At 70.5% G+C, this 19,004-nt stretch carries 16 protein-coding genes; 11 read left to right on the top strand and 5 right to left on the bottom strand.

From position 1 onward, the window contains the following. The first annotated feature begins 244 nt into the window (after nt 1–244). Nucleotides 245–1,546: an MFS transporter gene (locus tag BM43_RS05755; RefSeq protein WP_036056490.1), complete on the top strand. Its 1,302-nt coding sequence runs from the start codon at nt 245–247 to the stop codon at nt 1,544–1,546. A gap of 88 nt (nt 1,547–1,634) precedes the next feature. Here BM43_RS05755 and BM43_RS05750 read toward each other — a convergent pair whose 3' ends face one another. Next, entirely contained in the window at nt 1,635–2,900 is a 1,266-nt protein-coding gene (locus tag BM43_RS05750) for a porin (RefSeq protein WP_080741941.1), read from the bottom strand. 302 nt (nt 2,901–3,202) lie between these two features. Between BM43_RS05750 and BM43_RS05745 the strand changes: the two genes are divergently transcribed. The 5 genes from BM43_RS05745 (at nt 3,203) to BM43_RS05725 (ending at nt 8,557) form a co-directional block, all read left to right on the top strand. Beyond that, nucleotides 3,203–4,159, top strand: coding sequence for a LysR family transcriptional regulator (locus tag BM43_RS05745; RefSeq protein ID WP_025101649.1), 957 nt, complete (start codon nt 3,203–3,205; stop codon nt 4,157–4,159). 97 nt (nt 4,160–4,256) lie between these two features. Then, on the top strand, nt 4,257–4,910 hold the full coding sequence (locus BM43_RS05740) for a DUF4286 family protein (protein ID WP_036056492.1): 654 nt from the start codon (nt 4,257–4,259) through the stop codon (nt 4,908–4,910). Between the two features lie 41 nt (nt 4,911–4,951). Further along, the gene (locus BM43_RS05735; protein WP_036056494.1) at nt 4,952–6,262 is read left to right on the top strand and encodes an MFS transporter; all 1,311 of its coding nucleotides are present in this window, start codon (nt 4,952–4,954) and stop codon (nt 6,260–6,262) included. 174 nt (nt 6,263–6,436) lie between these two features. Next, nucleotides 6,437–7,144, top strand: a complete 708-nt coding sequence (locus tag BM43_RS05730; protein WP_036056496.1) for a DUF2848 domain-containing protein — start codon at nt 6,437–6,439, stop codon at nt 7,142–7,144. A 45-nt stretch (nt 7,145–7,189) separates the two neighbouring features. After that, nucleotides 7,190–8,557 (top strand): amidase, encoded by a 1,368-nt coding sequence (locus BM43_RS05725; protein ID WP_036056498.1) that lies wholly within the window; start codon nt 7,190–7,192, stop codon nt 8,555–8,557. A 55-nt stretch (nt 8,558–8,612) separates the two neighbouring features. On the opposite strand, the gene BM43_RS05720 is transcribed toward BM43_RS05725, so the two are convergent. From BM43_RS05720 to codA, 3 genes are all read right to left on the bottom strand, one after another. After that, complete coding sequence (locus tag BM43_RS05720; RefSeq protein WP_052409061.1) at nt 8,613–9,299, bottom strand: M24 family metallopeptidase; 687 nt, start codon at nt 9,297–9,299, stop codon at nt 8,613–8,615. Then, nucleotides 9,296–10,660 carry a 2Fe-2S iron-sulfur cluster-binding protein gene (locus BM43_RS05715; protein ID WP_158380918.1) on the bottom strand — a complete coding sequence of 455 codons (1,365 nt, stop codon included), beginning with the start codon at nt 10,658–10,660 and terminating at the stop codon, nt 9,296–9,298. Before BM43_RS05715 ends, BM43_RS05720 begins: the two co-directional genes overlap by 4 nt. Nucleotides 10,661–10,793: 133 nt before the next feature. Continuing rightward, nucleotides 10,794–12,071, bottom strand: coding sequence for a cytosine deaminase (gene codA / locus BM43_RS05710; RefSeq protein WP_036056501.1), 1,278 nt, complete (start codon nt 12,069–12,071; stop codon nt 10,794–10,796). A 283-nt stretch (nt 12,072–12,354) separates the two neighbouring features. Between codA and BM43_RS05705 the strand changes: the two genes are divergently transcribed. Continuing rightward, the gene (locus tag BM43_RS05705) at nt 12,355–12,648 is read left to right on the top strand and encodes a DUF4148 domain-containing protein (RefSeq protein WP_036056503.1); all 294 of its coding nucleotides are present in this window, start codon (nt 12,355–12,357) and stop codon (nt 12,646–12,648) included. 150 nt (nt 12,649–12,798) lie between these two features. Here BM43_RS05705 and BM43_RS05700 read toward each other — a convergent pair whose 3' ends face one another. Continuing rightward, complete coding sequence (locus BM43_RS05700) at nt 12,799–13,782, bottom strand: LysR family transcriptional regulator (RefSeq protein ID WP_013690137.1); 984 nt, start codon at nt 13,780–13,782, stop codon at nt 12,799–12,801. Between the two features lie 214 nt (nt 13,783–13,996). Between BM43_RS05700 and BM43_RS05695 the strand changes: the two genes are divergently transcribed. The 4 genes from BM43_RS05695 to BM43_RS41270 all read left to right on the top strand — a co-directional run bounded on the left by BM43_RS05695 (nt 13,997) and on the right by BM43_RS41270 (nt 18,759). Continuing rightward, the gene (locus BM43_RS05695; RefSeq protein ID WP_036056505.1) at nt 13,997–16,219 is read left to right on the top strand and encodes an FUSC family protein; all 2,223 of its coding nucleotides are present in this window, start codon (nt 13,997–13,999) and stop codon (nt 16,217–16,219) included. Between the two features lie 124 nt (nt 16,220–16,343). Further along, a complete protein-coding gene (locus BM43_RS05690; RefSeq protein ID WP_036056506.1) occupies nt 16,344–16,556 on the top strand; it encodes a hypothetical protein in 213 nt (70 codons plus the stop codon). A gap of 171 nt (nt 16,557–16,727) precedes the next feature. Beyond that, nucleotides 16,728–18,341 carry a histidine-type phosphatase gene (locus BM43_RS05685; protein WP_036056508.1) on the top strand — a complete coding sequence of 538 codons (1,614 nt, stop codon included), beginning with the start codon at nt 16,728–16,730 and terminating at the stop codon, nt 18,339–18,341. A gap of 241 nt (nt 18,342–18,582) precedes the next feature. Next, a complete protein-coding gene (locus BM43_RS41270) occupies nt 18,583–18,759 on the top strand; it encodes a hypothetical protein (protein ID WP_017919012.1) in 177 nt (58 codons plus the stop codon). Nucleotides 18,760–19,004 lie beyond the last annotated feature (245 nt).

Genomic DNA, 19,004 nt, shown 5'->3' with positions numbered 1-19,004 from the left:
GAAGCCCCAAGCAATCGTTCCTGTATTGACGCACGACCGACAAGCAAGCGCGGGCTCCGCGCCCCTGGCACGCCGTCGCGCGCGCCGCCCCGAGCAAGGCCGGGCTCCATGAGATGAAGGGAGCGCACGGCAAGCCGGGCCGGCGCGGCGCGAGCACGCGCCGGGCGCCCCCGCCTGTCGTCCGAACCTCGCGGTGCGCCCGGCTTGCGGCGCGCGCCGGACCCTTGCCGATGGAGTCCATTCGATGTCGTCCCAACCCGCCACCCTGTCCGCCGTCGACGGCGATGCCCGCGTCGCGCTGAACCGGCTGCTGTTCCGCAAGCTGATGCCGATCCTGATCGTCGCCTACGTCATCAGCTTCCTCGATCGCACCAACATCGCCTTCGCCAAGCACGCGATGAGCATCGATCTCGGCATTTCCTCGGCCGCCTACGGCCTGGGCGCCGGCCTGTTCTTCCTGACCTACGCGGTGCTGGAGATTCCCAGCAACCTGGTGCTGCACCGCGTCGGCGCGCGCTTCTGGATCACCCGCATCATGATCACCTGGGGGCTGCTGTCGATCGCGATGGCCTTCGTGCGCGGCGAAACCTCGTTCTACGTGATGCGCCTGCTGCTGGGCGCGGCCGAGGCCGGCCTGTTCCCGGGCGTGATGCTGTACCTGACCTACTGGTTCGGCCGCGAGGAGCGGGCCCGCGCGACCGGCTATTTCCTGCTCGGCGTGTGCGTGGCGAACATCGTCGGCGGGCCGCTGGCCGGCGCGCTGCTCGAACTCGACGGCGCCTTCGGCTGGCACGGCTGGCAGTGGCTGTTCGCGATCGAGGGGGTTCCGGCCGTGCTGCTGGCCTTCGTGGTCTGGCGCAAGCTGCCGGACCGGCCCAGCAGCGCGCCCTGGCTCGACGCCGAGACGGGCCGCGCGCTGGAGCGCTCGCTGGCGGCCGAGCAGCAGGCCGGCAGCGCCTCGCACGGCGGCCATTCGTTCGGGCTGGCGGTACGCGATCCGCAGATCTGGCTGGCGATCTTCGTCTACTTCTGCCACCAGTTGACGATCTACACGATGATCTTCTTCCTGCCCGGCATCATCTCGGCCTCGGGGCAGTTCTCATCGTTCGCGGTGGGGCTGCTGAGCGCGATGCCCTGGGTGGCCGCCGCGCTCGGCGCCTCGACGCTGCCGCGCCTGGCGCGCGACTCGAAGCGCTCGCGCTCGCTGCTCTGCGCGGGGCTGCTGGTGATGGCCGCGGGCCTGGTCAGCGCCGCCCATGCCTCGCCGGGGCTGGCCCTGCTCAGCGTGTGCGTGGCCGCCGCGATGTTCTTCGTGGTGCAGGCCATCATCTTCACCTTCCCGGCCTCGCGCTTGTCCGGCAATGCGCTGGCGGGCGGGCTGGGGCTGGTCAATACCTGCGGCCTGCTCGGCGGCTTCGTCGGGCCCACCGTGGTGGGCGCGATCGAGCAGGCCACCGGCGACGCGAAGAACGGCCTCACCCTGCTGGCCGTGGCACTGGCGATCGCGGCGGTGGTCGCGCTAAGGTTGAGGCACGGCGGGGAATGAGCATCGCGCGGCAAGCTCGCTGAATCGAGACGAAACAAAAGGCCATCGCGAATCCTCGCGATGGCCTTTTTGCATGACGACAGCTTGATCAGAACCGATGCGTGATGCCGGCCAGCACCGATACCTGGTTCGGCGTCGACGAGGCGCTCAGCCCGTTGATGTTGGCCACCGCCGCCTGCCCGCTCGAATCGGTGCCCGACGCGTGCTGGTAGAGGCCGACCAGGTAGAGCTGGGTACGCTTGGAGAGGATGTAGGTGATGCCCAGGTCGCCCTGCTGGTAGGTCACGTGGTTGACGCCGTAGCCGCGCGTGTAGTCATAAGCCGCGCCGAGCAACCAGACCGGCGTGAGGTAGTAGCGCAGGTTCAGCTCGGCGTTGTGGAAGCTGGCCGAGCCGCGATAGCCGAGCGGGTCCAGGCTCGCATGCGCGCCCAGTTCGCCGAAGCGCGTGTTGGTATAGACCGCGCCGATGATCGCCGGCCCCGCCGTGTAGGTGCCGCCGACCGCCACGATCTGCTCGTCGCCGGCCGAGGCGTAACCCGAATAGACGCGGCTCGCGGCCATGTTGCTGCCGGTGGCGCTCGAGCTCGAGTTGTTGCCGAAGTAGGAGAAGTTCGGGTCCTTGACGTGCACGTAGGCCGCGCCGAGCACGATCGGCCCGCCCGTGTAGCCCACCCCGAGCGACCAGATCGAATTGCGCCCGAACTGCCCCGGCGTGCCGCCGAAGCTGTAGAGGCCGCTGGCGCGCAGGCCACCATAAGTCGGCGTGGTGTACTTCACCGAGTTGTTCGAGCGGTAGTCGTTGTTGGTGTTGTCGAGGTCGCCCGGGTGGCCGCCGAGGTAGGTCGCCCATTGCGTGCCGGCGATGAAGGGCCCGATGAAATCGACCACCGCGTCGTATTGACGGCCCGCCGTCAGCGTGCCGGCGCGCTGCGAGGCGAGCCCCACCCAGGCCTGTCGACCGAACAGGTCGCCGCCCTGCTGGAAGCCGCCGGTGGTCGACGAATAACCGTTCTCCAGATCGAACACGGCGCGCAGGCCGTTGCCGAGATCCTCGCTACCGCGCAGCCCCCAGCGGTTGCCGAGCACGTTGCTGCTGTTCATCTCGAACTGGCGCTTGCCGCCCGCGTTGTTGGCGTAGACGATCGCCGTGTCGATGGTGCCGTACAAGGTCACGCTCGATTGCGCCTGCGCCGGGCCGGCCGCGGCGCCGAGCGCCAGGCCGGCGACGCCGGCGGCCAGGCCCGAAGCCAGTGGCGAACGCAGCGACAAGGCAAGTCGCCGTCGGGCGCGGGTGCGAAGGGATTGCGGATGGCGTGCGTCGCGCGCGTGGCGCAGGTAGCGCGAAGGGGTCATGCTGGCTCCTCTTGAACCGTTTCGTATCGTCAGGACTGCGATTGATCAGGCTCGCCTCGACGCTGGGTCGGGCCGGGCCGGCCGCGGCGCGACGCCGGTTCGGGGCACCGCGCATTCGGATGCCGAAGTGTTGCCCAGCCGCCCCGCTTCGCTCCAACAAGAAAATAAATTCGCGCCGAACACTTTTTGCTATCGCCGCGACCCAGGCCCGGCGTGGCCGCCGTCGCCCGCGCGGGCGCCTGCCTTCTCAAAAAAGCGCCGCGTTATCATCGGGCTCGATTCCGCGACTCCCCACCCGCATCATGAACATCCGCTTCCTCGAGACCTTCATCTGGCTGGCCCGCCTGCAGAACTTCCGCCTCACCGCCGAGAAGCTGCACACCACGCAGGCCGCCGTGTCGAGCCGCATCGCCGCGCTCGAGGAGAGCTTCGACGTGCGCCTGTTCGACCGCAACTCGCGCTCGGCCACGCTCACGCCGGCCGGACGCAAGATGCTCGGTTATGCCGAACGGATCGTGCGCCTGGGCGACGAGATGCGCCGCGAGGTGGAGGACACCGATGCCGATGCGGGCCTGATCCGCCTCGGCGTGATCGAATCGATTGTCCATAGCTGGTTCCCGGCGCTGATGGCGCGCATCCGCGAGCGTTTCCCGCGCCTCGAGGTGGAGGTCACCAGCGATACCACCATCCACCTGGTGCAGTGGCTGCGCGCCGATGCGGTCGACCTGATTCTTCATACCGATACGCTGGCCGACCGCGAATTCGTCAACGCACCGCTCTGCGAATTCCCGATGCGCTGGGTGGCCAGCCCCTCGCTGGGCCTGGGCGGCAAGGGCGTCACGCTGGGCCAGTTGGCCGAGCACCCGGTGATCAGCTTCTCGCGGCATTCCGGCCCGCATACGGCGATCGAGCGCGAATTCTCGCGCGCGGTCGAGCGGCCGGTGCGGATCAACTGCATCAGCTCGGTGGCGGCGATCGTGCGCCTGGTGGTGGACGGCTTCGGGGTGGCCGCGCTGCCGCCGGCCATCATCGAGCGCGAGCTGCGCGAGGCTTCGCTGCTGGTGCTCGATACCGACAGCCGCTTCACGCCGATGCCGCTGGTGGCCAGCCACCGGCTGGCGCACCCGCTGTCGGCGCGGATCGCCGAGCTGGCGGCCGAGACGGCGCGCGACTTCATCGCCGAGCACGGCCCCGCGCCCGAACCGGCCCCGCCCGCCGAAGCCGGCCCGGCGGCGCCGCGGCGCGCCCGCAAGCGATAAGAAAACCCGTTCAGTCCGTATTTTTTTTCTTGTTGGACCGATCCGGCCCGCCCTCGCCAAACTGCGCCTGTCCGAAACCTTACGCAGGAACGCCACGATGAGCGAACAGCCGACGCAACGGCCGGGCCAGCTTTGCATCTGGACCGATACCGACCCTCGTACCGAGGACGACTTCAACGCGTGGTACGACCGCGAGCACATGCAGGAGCGCGTCGCAATCCCCGGCTTCAGTCATGCGCGGCGCTTCCTCGCCAGCGATGGCGCAACGCGGCGCTACCTGGCGCTCTATGAAACCGTCTCGCTCGAGGTGTTCCGCAGCGAGGCCTATCGCCAGGCCTTCGCGCAACAGACCGAGTGGTCGCTGCGCAGCTTCGAGCGCATGCGCGACAACCAGCGCCGCGTCGGCGAGCTCGCGTTCGCGGCCGGTGCCGGCGAAGGCGGCCGGCTGGCGCTGTTCGTGGCCGCGCCTGCCGCGCTGGCCGGCGCCGCCTGGCGCGAGGCGGCAAGCGCCGCCGCGCAGGCCACCCCGGGCGTGCACGCGGTGCGCGTGTTCGCGACAGACGCCTCGCTGTCGGCGCCGATCGCCACCGGCGCCGGCGCACCCGGCGCCGCGCTCGGCGACGCGCTGGTGCTGGTCGAAGGCAGCTCGGCCGCCGCCGCGCACGCCCTCGCCACGCGCCTGGCCGCGCTCGCCGACGTCGAAGCCGCGAACGTGCGCGCCTTCGACCTGCTCTGGCGCCTGGCGGCCTGAAACCCGATGTGCCACCGCTGCCCCACCTGATGGAGAAAAAGATGAACGCTCTCGCCAGCACGTCACCGACGCTGGAGCAACCGCGCGCCGGACGCGGACGCCTCGCCACCGCGAGCATGATCGGCACCTCGCTGGAGTGGTACGACTTCACGGTCTACAACACGCTCGCCGCGCTGGTCTTCAACCACCTGTTCTTCCCCTCGGTCGATCCGCTGGCCGGCACCCTGCTGGCCTTCTCGACCTACGCGGTCGGCTACGTGTCGCGGCCGCTGGGCGGCTTCGTGTTCGGCAACCTCGGCGACAAGCTCGGCCGGCGCGCCGTGCTGATGCTGACCCTGCTGCTGATGGGCATCACCACCGCGCTGATGGGCGTGCTGCCCACCTACCAGTCGGCCGGCATCCTGAGCCCGATCCTGCTGGTGAGCCTGCGCTTCGTGCAAGGCATCGCGCTGGGCGGCGAATGGGCCGGCGCGGTGCTGCTCTCGGTCGAGCACGGCAACCAGAAGAAGCGCGGCCTGAATGCCTCCTGGGCCCAGGTCGGGCCCTCGTTCGGCACCCTGCTCGGCACCGGCTTCATCGCGCTGATCACCATCTCGGTGTCCTCCGACGCGTTCCTCGACTGGGGCTGGCGCGTGCCCTTCCTGGCCAGCCTGCTGCTGGTGGTCTTCGGGCTGTGGGTGCGCCGCGGCGTGGGCGAGACGCCGGCCTTCGAGAAGCTCAGCGAATCGCACAACACCGCCAAGGTGCCGGTGGCCGAGGTGTTCTCGCAGCACTGGCGCCGCCTGCTGGTGGCCGGCGGCTCGCGGATCGGCTCGGACGTGCTCTATGCGTTGATCGTGGTGTTCACGCTGACCTACGTGACCACGGTGCTGAACCTGTCGCGTTCGCTGGCACTCACCGCCGTGCTGTGCGGCACCGCCTGCAACGCGCTGACGGTGCCGCTGTTCGGCGCGCTGTCGGACCGTTTCGGCCGGCGCCCCGTCTATCTCGGCGGCGTGCTGGCGGCGATCGTCTGGGCCTTCGCGTTCTTCTCGCTGGTCAACACCTCGCAGCCGGGATTGATCGTGCTGGCGGTGGTGATCGGCCTGGTGATCCACGCCGTGATGTACGGCCCGCAGGCCGCCTTCGTCACCGAGCAGTTCCCGACCCGCGTGCGCTACGCCGGCTCCTCGCTGGCCTACACGCTGGCCGGCATCCTCGGCGGCGGATTCGCGCCGCTGATCATCGTCGCGCTGTTCCGCAACTGGCACACCACGATCGCCGTCTCGCTGTACGTGACAGGCGCGCTGATCATCACCGCGATCGCCCTGCTCGCCGCGCGCGAGACCGCGCATCGCGCGCTCGAGGACTGAAGCCTCGCCCATGAAACTCCCGCGCGGCAGCCGCCGCGCTTCTTGCCACGCTCCCCGCCGGCGCCATGCCGGCGCGGCCGTCTTAGCCGACGCGCGGGCCGCGATGCCCGGGCGCCGCGCGAGGCCGGCCGCGCGCCTGGCGCGACGCCGGCTCCCGCACGACCCGAACCCGACATGACCCAGCTTTCCTTCACCGTTTCCTCGCCCGACGGCGCCCCTCGCACGCTCGAACTCGGCTTCGACACGCTCGTCATCGCCGGCTGGGCCGGCCGCGACGCGGCCGCGATCCAGCACCACATCGACGAACTGGCCGCGCTCGGCGTGGCGCCGCCCTCCAGCACGCCCTGCTTCTACCGCGTCGCCGCCCAGCAACTGAGCCAGGCCGACACGGTCGAGGTGCTCGGCACCGACACCAGCGGCGAGATCGAATACGTGCTGTTCGGCAGCCCGCTCGGCACCCTGGTGACGATCGGCTCCGATCACACCGACCGCAAGACCGAGGCCTATAGCGTGGCCGTCTCCAAGCAGGTCTGCGTCAAGCCGGTGGCGCGCGAGGCCTGGCGCTACGCCGACGTGGCCGCGCACTGGGACCGCCTGGAGCTGCGCGCGCGCTTCGTCGCCGCCGACGGCAGCGCGCGCACCTACCAGCAAGGCAGCGTCGACGGCCTGCTGCCGCCCGCCACGCTGTGGCAGCGTCACGGCGGCATCGACATCGAGGCCCTGCCAGCCGGCAGCGCGATGTACAGCGGCACCCTGGCCGTGCTCGGGGAGATGGCCGCGATGAAGAGCGGCGACGCCTTCGAGCTCGAGCTGCACGATCCCGTGCTCGGCCGCAGCCTGCGCCACCGTTACGCGATCCAGGCGCTGCCCGTGGTCGCCTGAGCGGCCCGCATGCGCGCTCCCTACCAACCTGCAGGAGACACCCCGATGCGCTTCACGCCCGCCACCCCGCTGCTGACTCTCGCCGCGCAACTCGATGCCGGCATCACCACCAGCCGCGAGTTGGTCGATATCGCGCTCGCGCGCATCGACGCCGAGGGCGGCAACGGCGCCCACGCGTTCTGCCAAGTCGATGCCGACGACGCGCGCCGCCAGGCCGATGCGCAGGACGCGCTGCGTCGCGCCGGCGTGCGCCTGTCGCCGCTGGCGGGCCTGCCCGTCTCGGTCAAGGATCTCTACGACGTGGCGGGCCAGGTCACGCGCGCCGGCTCGCGCGTGCTCGACGACGCGCCGCCCGCCGCGGCCGACGCGCCCGCGATCGCGTTGATGCGCCGCGCCGGCGCGGTGCTGGTGGGCCGCACCAACATGAGCGAGTTCGCCTTCTCGGGGCTCGGCGTCAATCCCTGGCGCGGCACGCCGCGCTCGCCCTGGCAGCCCGACGAGCCGCGCGTGGCGGGCGGCTCCTCCTCGGGCGCGGCGGCCTCGGTCGCGCAAGGCATGGCCGCGGCCGGCCTGGGCAGCGATACCGGCGGCTCGCTGCGGATTCCGGCCGCGTTCTGCGGGCTGACCGGCTTCAAGCCCACCGCGCGGCGGATCTCGACGCGCGGCATGTTCCCGCTCTCCACCACGCTCGATTCAACCGGCGCGATCGCGCCGAGCGTGGCCTGCTGCGCGCTGATCGACCGGCTGCTGGCCGGCGAGACCGTCGAGGCCGGCGGTTTCTCGCAGCCGGCGGCACCGCTCGACGGCCTGCGCCTGGCGGTGCTGTCGAACTACGTGACCGAACAGATGGACGAGACCGTCGCGCGCGCCTGGGACGAGACGCTGGGCCGCCTGTCGCGCTCCGGCGCGAAGCTGGTGCCGGTGCGCCTGCCGGTGCTCGACATGCTGCCTTCGATCAACCGCTTCGGCTTCTCGCCGATCGAGGCCTATGCGCTGCATCGCGAGACGCTGGCGACGCGCGCCGACGCCTATGACCCGCGCGTGCTGGCGCGGCTGCGGATCGGCGAGCCGGCGCTCGCGGCCGACTACATCGAGTTGCAGGCGGCGCGCGCCGAGGCGATCGAACAGGCGCGCGCCGCGTTCGAGGGCTTCGACGCCTTCCTGATGCCGACCGTGCCGATCGTGCCGCCCGCGATCGCCCCGCTCGAAGCCGACGCGGCGCGCTTCGCCAGCACCAACGGGCTGGTGCTGCGCAATCCCTCGGTGGTGAACTTCCTCGACGGCTGCGCCGTATCGCTGCCTTGCACGCCGGCCGGCAGCGCGCCGGTGGGGCTCAGCGTCGGCGGGCTCGCGCTGGAGGATGCGCGCGTGCTGCGCGTGGCGGCCGGCATCGCGCAGGCCTTGCGCCACTGAAACGCGGCGGGCCCGGCCGATCGTTCCGGCCGGGCCCGCTTGCCTGCCTCATGATTCAGCGCGCCAGCACCTCGCGCTCCAGCATCAGGTCCTCGTAGAAGGCGCCGAAGCCGCGCGTGCGATGACGGATATGCATCTCCAGGATCCAGACATGCGCGCTCGGCACGATATCGGCCGTCGACAAGGTGCCCGCGAACTTCGGTTCGTGCGGGAAGTCGGCGATCCGGTGCCCCGACATCCGCTTCAGGTTCAGCTCCCAGCCCATCGCCTCGGCCTCGCGCGTGGCGAATTCGTAGAGCGCGCGGCCGCTGACGCGCGCCTCGCGCCATTGCGCATGCACCGCCTTCCACAGCGCGAACACCTCGGCGCGGGCGCGATGCATCTCGGGATCGTGGCCGACCACGAAGGTCTCGCCCGCGTCGCCCTCCCAGCGCTGCCAGACCGGGCCGACATCGATGAAGAAGATGTCGTCGGCGCCCAGCACCACGTCGGGCGCCGAGGGGTTGCCGTATTCGCGCAGCGTGTTCGGGCCGAAGCGCACCACGATCTTGTGCCAGCCGCGCAGCAGCCCGCGCTCGCGCAGCACCACGCGCGCCAGGCGCGTCGCGTCCTCCTCGCGCATGCCCGGCTCGATGTGCGCCGCGATCGCGTGCACCGCCTCGCGACTGCGGCGGCGCACCTCGAGCATGCCCTCGATGTCGAAATGCGGGCCGACGTCCTCGTAATCCTCGCGCTTCATCATCGCGCCGCCTCCGTTTGCGGGCCGTCGAGCAGCAGGCCTCGCGGCAAGCTCACTTGCGCATGCTCGAAGCCGGCGGCGAGCCGCAACTGGCAGGCCAGGCGCGTGCCGGGCGCGGCGCCGAGGAAGTCGAGCAGCTCGGCTTCGTCCTCGGCGGGCGGCGGCGCGTCGGCGCCGGCCTGGATCTGGACCGCGCAGGTCGCGCAGACGGCATGGCCGCCGCACAGATGCTGGAGCGCGATGCCGGCGCGCATCAGTTCGCCCAGCAGGGGGCGCCCTTGCACCGCCATCAAGTGGCCTTGCCGGCCGTCGGGCAGGCGCAGGTTCATGCGCAGCAGCGTGTCGCGCCGCGTCGACGAGGGGCGCGGCGGCGCGAACGGATCGGCGAAGAAACGCCCGGCCGGCAGGCCACGCGCGCCGACGAAACCAGCCCGCGCCGCCTCGACCATGGCCGGCGCGCCGCAGGCATAGACGTCGACCTGCGCCAACGAGGGGAAATCCGCCATCACGGCCGCGTCGACCCTGCCGCTGCGCATCCCCTCGCGCGACTCGCCCGACAGCACCGGCACGTAACGCAGGCCGGCCTGCCCGGGCGCCGCCGCCCAGGCGCGGCACCGCGCATCCGCGTAGAGATCGGCGGCCGTCCGCGCGCCGACATAGAGATGCACGGGGCTGGCGCGCTCCCACAGCCGATGCGCCTCGATCATCGCCTCGAGCGGCGCGAAGCCGGTGCCGGTGGCGACCAGTATCGCCGGCCGGTCCAGCGGCGTCTGCCAGCCGAATTCGCCGAGCGGCCCCTCGACGCCGAGGATCGCCCCCACCGCGTGCCGACCGTCCTCGGCAAACAGCCATTCGGTGAATTCGCCGCCCGCCGCCTTGCGCACATGGATCTCGAAGCCCGCCCCGCCCTCGCAGGCGCGCGCCAGCGAGAAAGGCTTGTAGCCGGCTGCCGACCAGCGGATCGCCATGAACTGGCCGGCCTCGTAGCGCAGGGGCTCGCCGTCTAGCAGCGTGAAGCGCACCACCGCGATATCGGCCGCCGCCAGCTCGACCGACTCGATGCGCGCGGCGCGCACGCCCGAGGCGATGTCGCCTGCGCGCGGCACGCGCAGCAGCAGGTCGGCCTGCGGATAGGTCTGGCACAGCAGCACCGGTTCGGCGCGGGCGCCTGGCGCGACCTCGCGCGGTTCGCCGTCGCGGCCGCTGCGGTAGCGCCCGGCCAGCACCTCGCCGCGGCACTGGCCGCAGAAGCCTTCGCGGCACGAAAAGCGCACCGGGAAATCGGCGGCCAGCGCCGAACTCACCACGTCCTCGGCGCTGGATGTCCTGAATTGCCACTGCGTGGGGGCGTCCGTTATCTTCACGACTGTCTGGGGTCCGGCGGAAATCGACGATGGCGGAATCTTGCCTGTGCGAGAAGCCCGCGGCAACGACTACCCGCGGGGGCAATGGACGAGATACCTTGGTGGCTTCGGCGCGCAAGGCGCCGCCGCCCGTTCAGGCCCGCGCCGCGGCTTGCGAGGAATAGGCGATCCGTTCCGGCTCGCGCCGCAGGATCACGCGCCCCGCGCGAATCGACAGCAGCGGCTTGACCTGCCGCCGCAGCGCGTCGTAATCGCTGTCTGCATCGAGCACCACCAGGTTCGCAGGCCGGCCCGCCTCCAGCCCGTAGCGCTCGCCGAGCGACAAGGCTGCCGCGCTGTGGTCGGTGACGAAGTCGAGACAGCGCTGCAGGTCGTCGTAGCCCATCATGTGGCAGATATGCAGGCCGGCATCGAGCACGCGCAGGATATTGCCGTTGCCTAGCGGGTACCAGGGGTCCTGGATCGAGTCCTGCCCGAAGCAGACGTTGATGCCGGCGCGGTCGAGTTCGGCCACGCGCGTCACGCCGCGCCGCTTCGGGAAGCTGTCGAAGCGCCCCTGCAGATGGATGCTCTCGGTCGGGCAGGAAATGAAGTGGATCCCCGAGCGCTTGAGCAGGCGGAACAGCTTCGAGCAATAGGCGTTGTCGTAGGAGCCCATCGCCGTGGTATGGCTGGCCGTCACGCGCGAGCCCATGCCGCGCACGCGCGCCTCCTCGGCCAGCACCTCCAGGAAGCGCGAATGCGGATCGTCGGTCTCGTCGCAATGGACGTCGACCAGGCAGCCGCTGCGCTCGGCCAGCTCCATCAGGTATTTCAGCGAACTCACGCCCTGCTCGCGCGTGTTCTCGAAGTGCGGGATGCCGCCCACCACGTCGGCGCCCATCTCGATCGCGCGCGCCATCAGCGCGCGGCCGTCGTCGAAGGACTCGATGCCCTCCTGCGGGAAGGCGACGATCTGCAGGTCGATCAGCCCGCGCGCTTCCTCCTTGACCTCCAGCATCGCCGCCAACGCGGCCAGCGTCGGATCGGTCACGTCGACATGGGTGCGCACGTGCTGGATGCCGTGGTCGCGCAGCATCGCGATCGCCGTGTGGGCGCGCGTCTTGGTGTCCTCGTGGGTGATGGTGGCCTTGCGCTGGCTCCAGCGCTCGATGCCCTCGAACAGCGTGCCGCTGCGATTCCATTCGGGGTCGCCCGCCGTCAGCACGGCGTCGAGGTGGATATGCGGCTCGACCAGCGGCGGGATCACCAGGCGGCCTTCGGCGTCGATCAGGTCCGGCGTGGCCGGCGCGTTCGGCTGGCCCGGCGCGATGCGTGCCTCCTGCGGGACGATCCGGGCGATGCTCGCGCCGTCGAGTTCGAGGGTATGGAGGCCGCTGCGCCGGCGCAGCGTCGCGTTGACGATCTTCATGGTCGTTCCTGTGGTGGGCAACCGGCGCCGCAAACGCGTGCCGGGCGATATCGCGGGTGCCGGGCGCGCGAGGCAGGCACCGGCCGACGTTCATTCTAATCAAACGCCCGCGCCACCAAAATCACCGCCGCGCAGCGGGCGTCGAGCCGCGCCACTGTTGCGAAATCCGGAAGGCTGCCCTCCAGCCGGCCCGGTGTTTCCTGCCGCGGCCGCTCCCTACACTGCCTGCATGGATTCGATCGTTGCGTTGACATCGAACCGGAACGCCAGAAGGAGCCAAACCATGAAAACGTTCATCGCCTCGACCGCCGCCGCCCTCGTGATCGCGGCCCCCGCCCTTGCCTTCGCCCAGACCGCCAACCACGGCCTGACGCGCGCCCAGGTGATCCAGGAACTGGTCGACCTGGAATCGGTCGGCTACTCGCCGGCCAGCGGCAACGACGCGAACTATCCGGAGAACGTGCTGGCCGCGCAGCAGCGCCTGCAGGCCAAGCGACTTGCGCAGGCCGAGGCCGCGAAGCAGGCCTACGGCCCGAACGGGCAGGCCGTGTCGGAAGCCGGCAAGGCCGCGCAGTAAGACGGCCGGCGCGCGGGCGGCCCGCATTCGGGCGGCACGCGCGCCATGACCTCGGCCGCCTGCCGCCATGTCGAACCTCGGCTGTCGAAGATGACAACGCCCCAATCCCGCGCTCGCGCTTCGGCCTGGCCGCGCGCGAGCGCCGCGGCTTCAGGGCGTGACGCCGCTGCGGCGCGTGGAGTCGAGCGCGGCGCGCATGCGCGCGTCGAGCGAGGCCAGCATCGCCTCGTCGCGCGCGATGCGATCGGGCAGGTCGGCGCGCAGGAACTCCACCCAGGTGCGCACCTTCGCGTCGACGAAGCGGCGCGACGGGTACAGCGCGTAGATGCTCATGCGCTGCAGCGTATGCGCCGGCAGCACGCGCATCAGCGAGCCATCGCGCAGCAGGCCGATCGCGGCATACAGCGGCAGCATGCCGATGCCCACGCCCTCGCCGATCGCCACCGCCAGCGATTCGGCGGTATTGGTCTGCACCGGGCCGCTGACGCGGATCTGCTCGACCTGGCCTTCGCGGGTCTCGAGCAGCCAGTCGTGGGTCGGGAAGGCGGGCGTCTGCAGCGTCAGGCAGTCGTGCGCGGCCAGTTCGGCGGGCGTGGCCGGCGCGCCGCGAGAACGCAGGTAGGCGGGCGAGGCGCACAGGATGCTGAAGGTCTCGCCGAGCCGATACGAGACCAGCTCCGAATCGGGCAGGGACGAGGCCGTCACCACGGCCATGTCGCTGCTGCCGTCGAACAGGTCGGGCACGCGCTGCGACAGGGTCAGCTCGACCGAGACCTCGGGACGCTGCTCGCGATAGGCGTTGAGCGCCGGCAATACGTAGTGCTGGCCGATGCTGGCGTAGCTGTGCAGGCGCAACAGGCCCGATGGCCGCTCGTGCGCGCAGCTCGCCTCCTCCTCGGCCGCGTCGACGTCGGCGAGGATCTGCCGGCAGCGCAGCAGGTAGCTTTCGCCGGCCGGCGTCAGCGAGAGGCGACGCGTCGAGCGGTTCATGAGCCGCGTGCGCAGGCGCGCCTCCAGCTCCGAGACGGCGCGCGACATGGCGCCGGTGGTCGAGTTGAGCGACAGCGCGGCGGCGGTGAAGCTGCCCGCTTCCACCACGCGGGCGAAGACCCGCATGTTTTGCAAGGTGTCCATGCTTATCGGGGGACGGCCAGGGAAGGCGCCATTGTCCTACCGCGCGCTTATCCGATTGTTACCGGTACAGCAACTCTGGTTTCCCCTGACCCGCGTTAATGGGCGTTTATCGGACTTCTACAATCTGCGCCGCATCGTTCCGATTCGCCGCGGCGCGCCGGCCATCCCTCCTTGAACCGCCGCGCCTGCGCCCCACCAGCCTCTCGTCGCCTTGATGAAATCAGCATCCGCCTCCCCCCGTGCCGCCGCCGAAATCCGTCGCGCGCCGGCACGACTCGCGCCGCTCGGGCGCCTCGCGCGCGATTGGGCGCTCTCGGACGGCCTGGTCTGGCTGCACCTGGCCAAGACGGTGGGCGCCGCGCTGCTGGCGATGGGCATCGCGATGCGCTTCGAGCTGTCCCAGCCGCGCATCGCCATGACCACCGTGTTCGTGCTGATGCAGCCGATGAGCGGCATGGTGTTCGCCAAGGCCTTCTATCGCACGATCGGCACGGTGGTCGGCCTGGCGGCCGCGCTGGCGCTGGGCGGGCTGTTCGCCCAGCAGCCCGGGCTCTACATGGCCGGCATCACGCTGTGGATCGGCCTGTGCATCGCCTGCGCGGTGCGCAACCGCCACTTCCGCTGGTACGGCTACGTGCTGGCCGGCTACACCGCCGCGCTGATCGGCATCCCGGCCGTGATGACGCCCGACGCGCTGTTCCTGTCGGCGCTCACGCGCGCGGCCGAGGTCACGGTGGGCATCGTCTGCTCGGCGGCCGTCAGCGCGCTGGTGCTGCCGCTCAGTTCGAGCCGCGCGCTGATGCGCTCGCTGAACGCGCGGCACGCGCGCTTCGTGGCCTTCGCGGCGGCGGCGCTGGGCGGCCGGCTCGAACGCGGCGAGTTCGAGCGGCGTTTCGCCGACTTCGTCGACGATATCGTCGGCTTCGACGCGATCCGCGCCTACGCCTCCTTCGAGGATCCGCGCATCCGCGCGCGCAGCCGGCGCCTGGCGCGCCTGAACGGCGAGTTCGTCAGCACCTGCACGCGGCTGCATGCGCTGCGCCAGTTGCACAAGCGGCTGGTGCATCGGCGCGCGCAAGCCGTGCTGGCGGCGCTGGCCCCGCACCTGGAACGGCTGGCGGCCGCGCTCGGCGCGTTGCAGGCGGAAGGTGCGGAAGGCATGGGAGACGCCGCGCCTCGGCCGGCCGGCGCTCTGCTCGATCTGAGCCGCCAACTGGCCACGCTGCCGGCGCAGGCGCGCGAGTCGCGGCTCGCGATCGCCGCCGGCACGCCCGACGACCTGCTCGACTTCGATACCGCGATCGAACTACTGTCGCGCTTCGCCGACGAGTTCCTCGGTTACGCGCAGACCCGCGCCTCGCTGGCCCACGACACGCACGTGCTCGAAACCGACGGCGACGTGCCGCGCTACACGCTGCGCACCAATGGCGTGTTCGTCGCCTTCACCTTCGTGCGCAGCGTGGTGGTGCTCGCCGTGGTGGGCGCCTTCTGGCTGGCGACGGCCTGGCCCAGCGGCGGCCTCGCCACCATCGCCGCGGCGATCGCCTGCGCGCTGAGCTCCACCTCGCCCCGCGCGCCGCGCTTCGTCGCGCAGATGGCGGCCGGCGCCGCGCTGGCGACGCTGGCCGGTTATCTCGTCACCTGCCATCTCTATCCGAACATCGACGGCTTCGCGCTGCTCTGCGCGACGCTCGCGCCGATCCTCGCCGCCGGCGTCTACCTGACGACGCGGCCCGCCCTGTCGGGCGTCGGCGTCGGCTTCATCGTGTTCTTCTGCCTGCTGGCCGGCCCCGACAACCTCACCGTCTACCAGCCCGAGCTGCTGCTCAACAACGGCATCGCGGTGGTCGCGGCGATGCTCACGGCGGCGTTGGTGTTCGCGGTGATCTTCCCGACCGAGATGCCCTGGTTGATCGCGCGCATCCAGCACGACCTGCGCGGCCGCGTCAGGCTGGCCTGCGAGGCGCCGCTCGACGGCCTGCACGCGCGCTTCCAGAGCGGCGCGCACGAGCTGGCCTCGCATCTGCGGCAACTGCTGATGAAGCGCTCGGCGCGGCATCGCCAGGCGCTGCGCTGGCTGTTCGTCACGCTCGAGATCGGCCATGCCGTGATCGACCTGCGCGGCGAACTGGCGCCGTTCGCGACGGCGCGCGCGGCCGGCGCGCTGCGCTGGCTCGCGCCGGTGCGCCGCGCGCTGCGCCTGCTGCCCGAGCTGTTCGAGGCGCCCGACGCGCGGCGGCTGTTGCGGGCGCAACGATCGGTGGAGCTGGCGATCCGCGCGATCCTGCGCGCCCGACCTGCCTGGGACGCCATCGATGGCGAACGACGGCGGATGCGCAGGCTGCTGGTCGGGCTGCACTTCATCCGCACCGCCCTGCTCGACCGCGACGCGCCGTTCGTGCGTGCGCGGCGGCGCTTCCGCGAACCGCGGCGCTGATCGCGCGTCGATCTCTCCACGAAATGGAAAGATGCTCTCCAGGCGGACGGCTTAATCGCGCCAGGGCCTGCTTTTATAGTGACTTCACCGCCGCAACAACGGCATCTGTTCAGGAGAACACATCATGAAGTCGCTGCAATTCGCCCTCGCCTCGCTCGCCCTGTCCGCCGCCTGTGCCGCGCAGGCCCAGGCTCCCGCCGCCCCGAACGACGGCAGCGCCGTGCCGGCCTCGCAGGCGCAGGCCCATCAAGCCCGCCACACGCGGCAGGTACCCGCGCGGACTCAGCCCGATTGCGTCGGCCCGGCCAGCTTCTGCAACATCTATTTCGGCAGCTGAGCATCGCCCGCCGGCAGCCGGCGCGGCCAGCTCGCGGCGCGCCATCTAAGCCAAGCTTTCCATTCGCCGACTTTCTGCTGTCAAAATCCTCTGCGACACTCGCGGCTCGATTTTTCCACCGCCGTCCCGCGCCGCCGCGCGGGACGGCCAGCAGCGAGCCCGCCCGCGAACATGATTGCCCTGACCTGCCGCGCGACCCTGGTCGCCGCCGCCTGTTTACTTGCCGCCTGCGGCTCCGATTCGACCGACACGCCGGCCAGCCCGGCCGCGCAGCAGCCATCATCGCCCGCCACCCCGCCGGCCACGCCGCCCGCGGCGGCCGCCGAAACCTTCTACCAGACCAAGACGCCCTACCAGCCGCAGCAGGACGCCTCGACCTACGAGGCGCCGCCGGCAGGTTATGCACCGATCTACGTGGAACTGGTGGCGCGGCACGGTTCGCGCGGCCTGTCGGGTTTCAAGTACGACGGCGCGATCTACGCGATGCTGCAGAAGGCCGAGGCCGACGGCGCGCTGACCGAGCTCGGCAAGCAACTGAAGGTCGATACCTTCGCGATGATGAAGGCCAATGCGCTGCTCGGTTACGGCGTGGCCGGTATCTCGACGCCCGGCTACGGCAACCTCACGCAAGCCGGCATCCGCGAGCACCAGCAGCTCGCCGCGCGCCTGCTGCAGCGGATGTCGCCGCTGTTCGACGGCTCGCGCAAGGTGGTGGTGGTCAATTCCGGCCAGGATCGCGCGGTCGACAGCTCCACCTATTTCTCCGGCGCGCTGGTGGCCGCGCGACCGGTGCTGGCGGCCAGCATCACGCTGCCGGCCGCGCCGGCACCCTATCCGGAAGGCGCGCCCATCGCGCAGCCGGCGGGCACCAACCGCTTCCTGCTGTATTTCCACTCGCTGAAGGCGGCCACCGACCTGGTCAGCACCACCAGCGACGCGAACTACGCCACCTACCGCGACAGCCTCGCCTACCAGGCCTATTCGAGCGACGCGACCGTCGCCGCCAAGCTCGCCGAGATCAATGCCTCGCCGCAGGCCGGCGAAGTCGCGCAGACGGTGATGTCGGCGCTCGTCACGCCGGCCTTCCTCGCCAGGCTCGGCACCAGCGGCTATACCTTCGCGAACACCGGCACCTACAGCTTCGCGTCCGCCGACGCGCTGTTCAGCAACACGCTCAAGGGCGACGGCAAGACCACCATCAAGTCGGCCGTCGACGCCGCCAACGTGCTCTACAACCTGCTGCAGGTGGCGCCGGCGATGAAGAGCGAAACCGGCGGCGTGAGCATGGAGAAATACATCGCGGCGCCGCAGGCGCGTTATCTCGCCTATCTGCAGGACGCGGCCGACTTCTACCAGAAAGGGCCGGGCGTGCAGGAGGCCAACCCGGTCACCTACCGGATGGCGGCCGTCCTGCGCGACGATTTCTTCGCCCAGGTGGACGCCGTGGCGCGCGGCGACCTGGGCAATGCCGCCAAGCTGCGCTTCACGCACGCCGAGGAGATCATCCCGTTAGCCTCAGCGATGAACCTGAAGAACGTGTTCGTGCCGGTGCCGGCCGCGCAGACCTACAGCTACGACAGCAACCCCTGGCGCGGCGACCAGGTCTCGCCGATGGCGGCCAACGTGCAATGGGACGTGTACCGCAACGGCGCCAGCCTGGCGGTGCGCATGCTCTACAACGAGCGCGAGACCGATTTCCAGGCCGCCTGCGACGGCGCCAAGCTCTCGGCCGGCAGCCATTTCTACGACTACGCCAGGCTCAAGGCCTGTTACGGCTACCTGTGAGCCACGCCGTGGGCCATGGCCGGCGCGCCAGCCCGGCCGCGGGACGCCGCCGTCCCCGTCCCGTCTCCCTCCCCCCGCGCCGGTGATCCGGCACGACATTTCCCGTCGCGGCGTTTTCGCAACGCTTCGTCAATTCGAGTCAAGCCTCGCATCGCGACCGTTGACTTCGGCGTGCCCCAGGCCTATCGTTAGGGTTAACACCTAAGCAGTAACCCTAGTCACTCTTGCACATACGATCATCATGTCGAACGCCAAGCAATCCCAAACCCGTAAGCCTTCGTTCCTGTCCCAGGTCGGCGCGATGCTGCGCGACGCATGGGCGCTGTTCGAACTCCAGTCGCAACTCCAGTTGAAGGCCGCCACCAGCTACGCGCGCGGCCCGGTTCGCGCCACCGTGCGCAACGATCGCCGCGTCTAAACCGCCGCCAAGCTGCCCAGAAGCGGTGGTCCGCAAGCCCGGCGCCAGGCCCTGCCTGGCGCCGGGCTTGGTCTTTTTCGGCCTGCCCGATGTCGATCAATCGCTGCTGATTCTTGAGGAATCGGCGATGATATAACGTATCGAATTCGGTATCATGCGCTTGCCGGCGGTGCCCTGCCGCCGGCAACCGTAGTTCGTTTTGCTCAAACCTCTTGGCGGACGCGTGGCGTCCGCTTTTTTTATGC

The sequence above is a fragment of the Burkholderia gladioli genome (assembly GCF_000959725.1).
GTDB classification, from domain to species: Bacteria; Pseudomonadota; Gammaproteobacteria; order Burkholderiales; family Burkholderiaceae; genus Burkholderia; species Burkholderia gladioli.
Note: the sequence above shows the minus strand (reverse complement) of the source record. Positions and strands in the feature narration are given on the sequence as shown.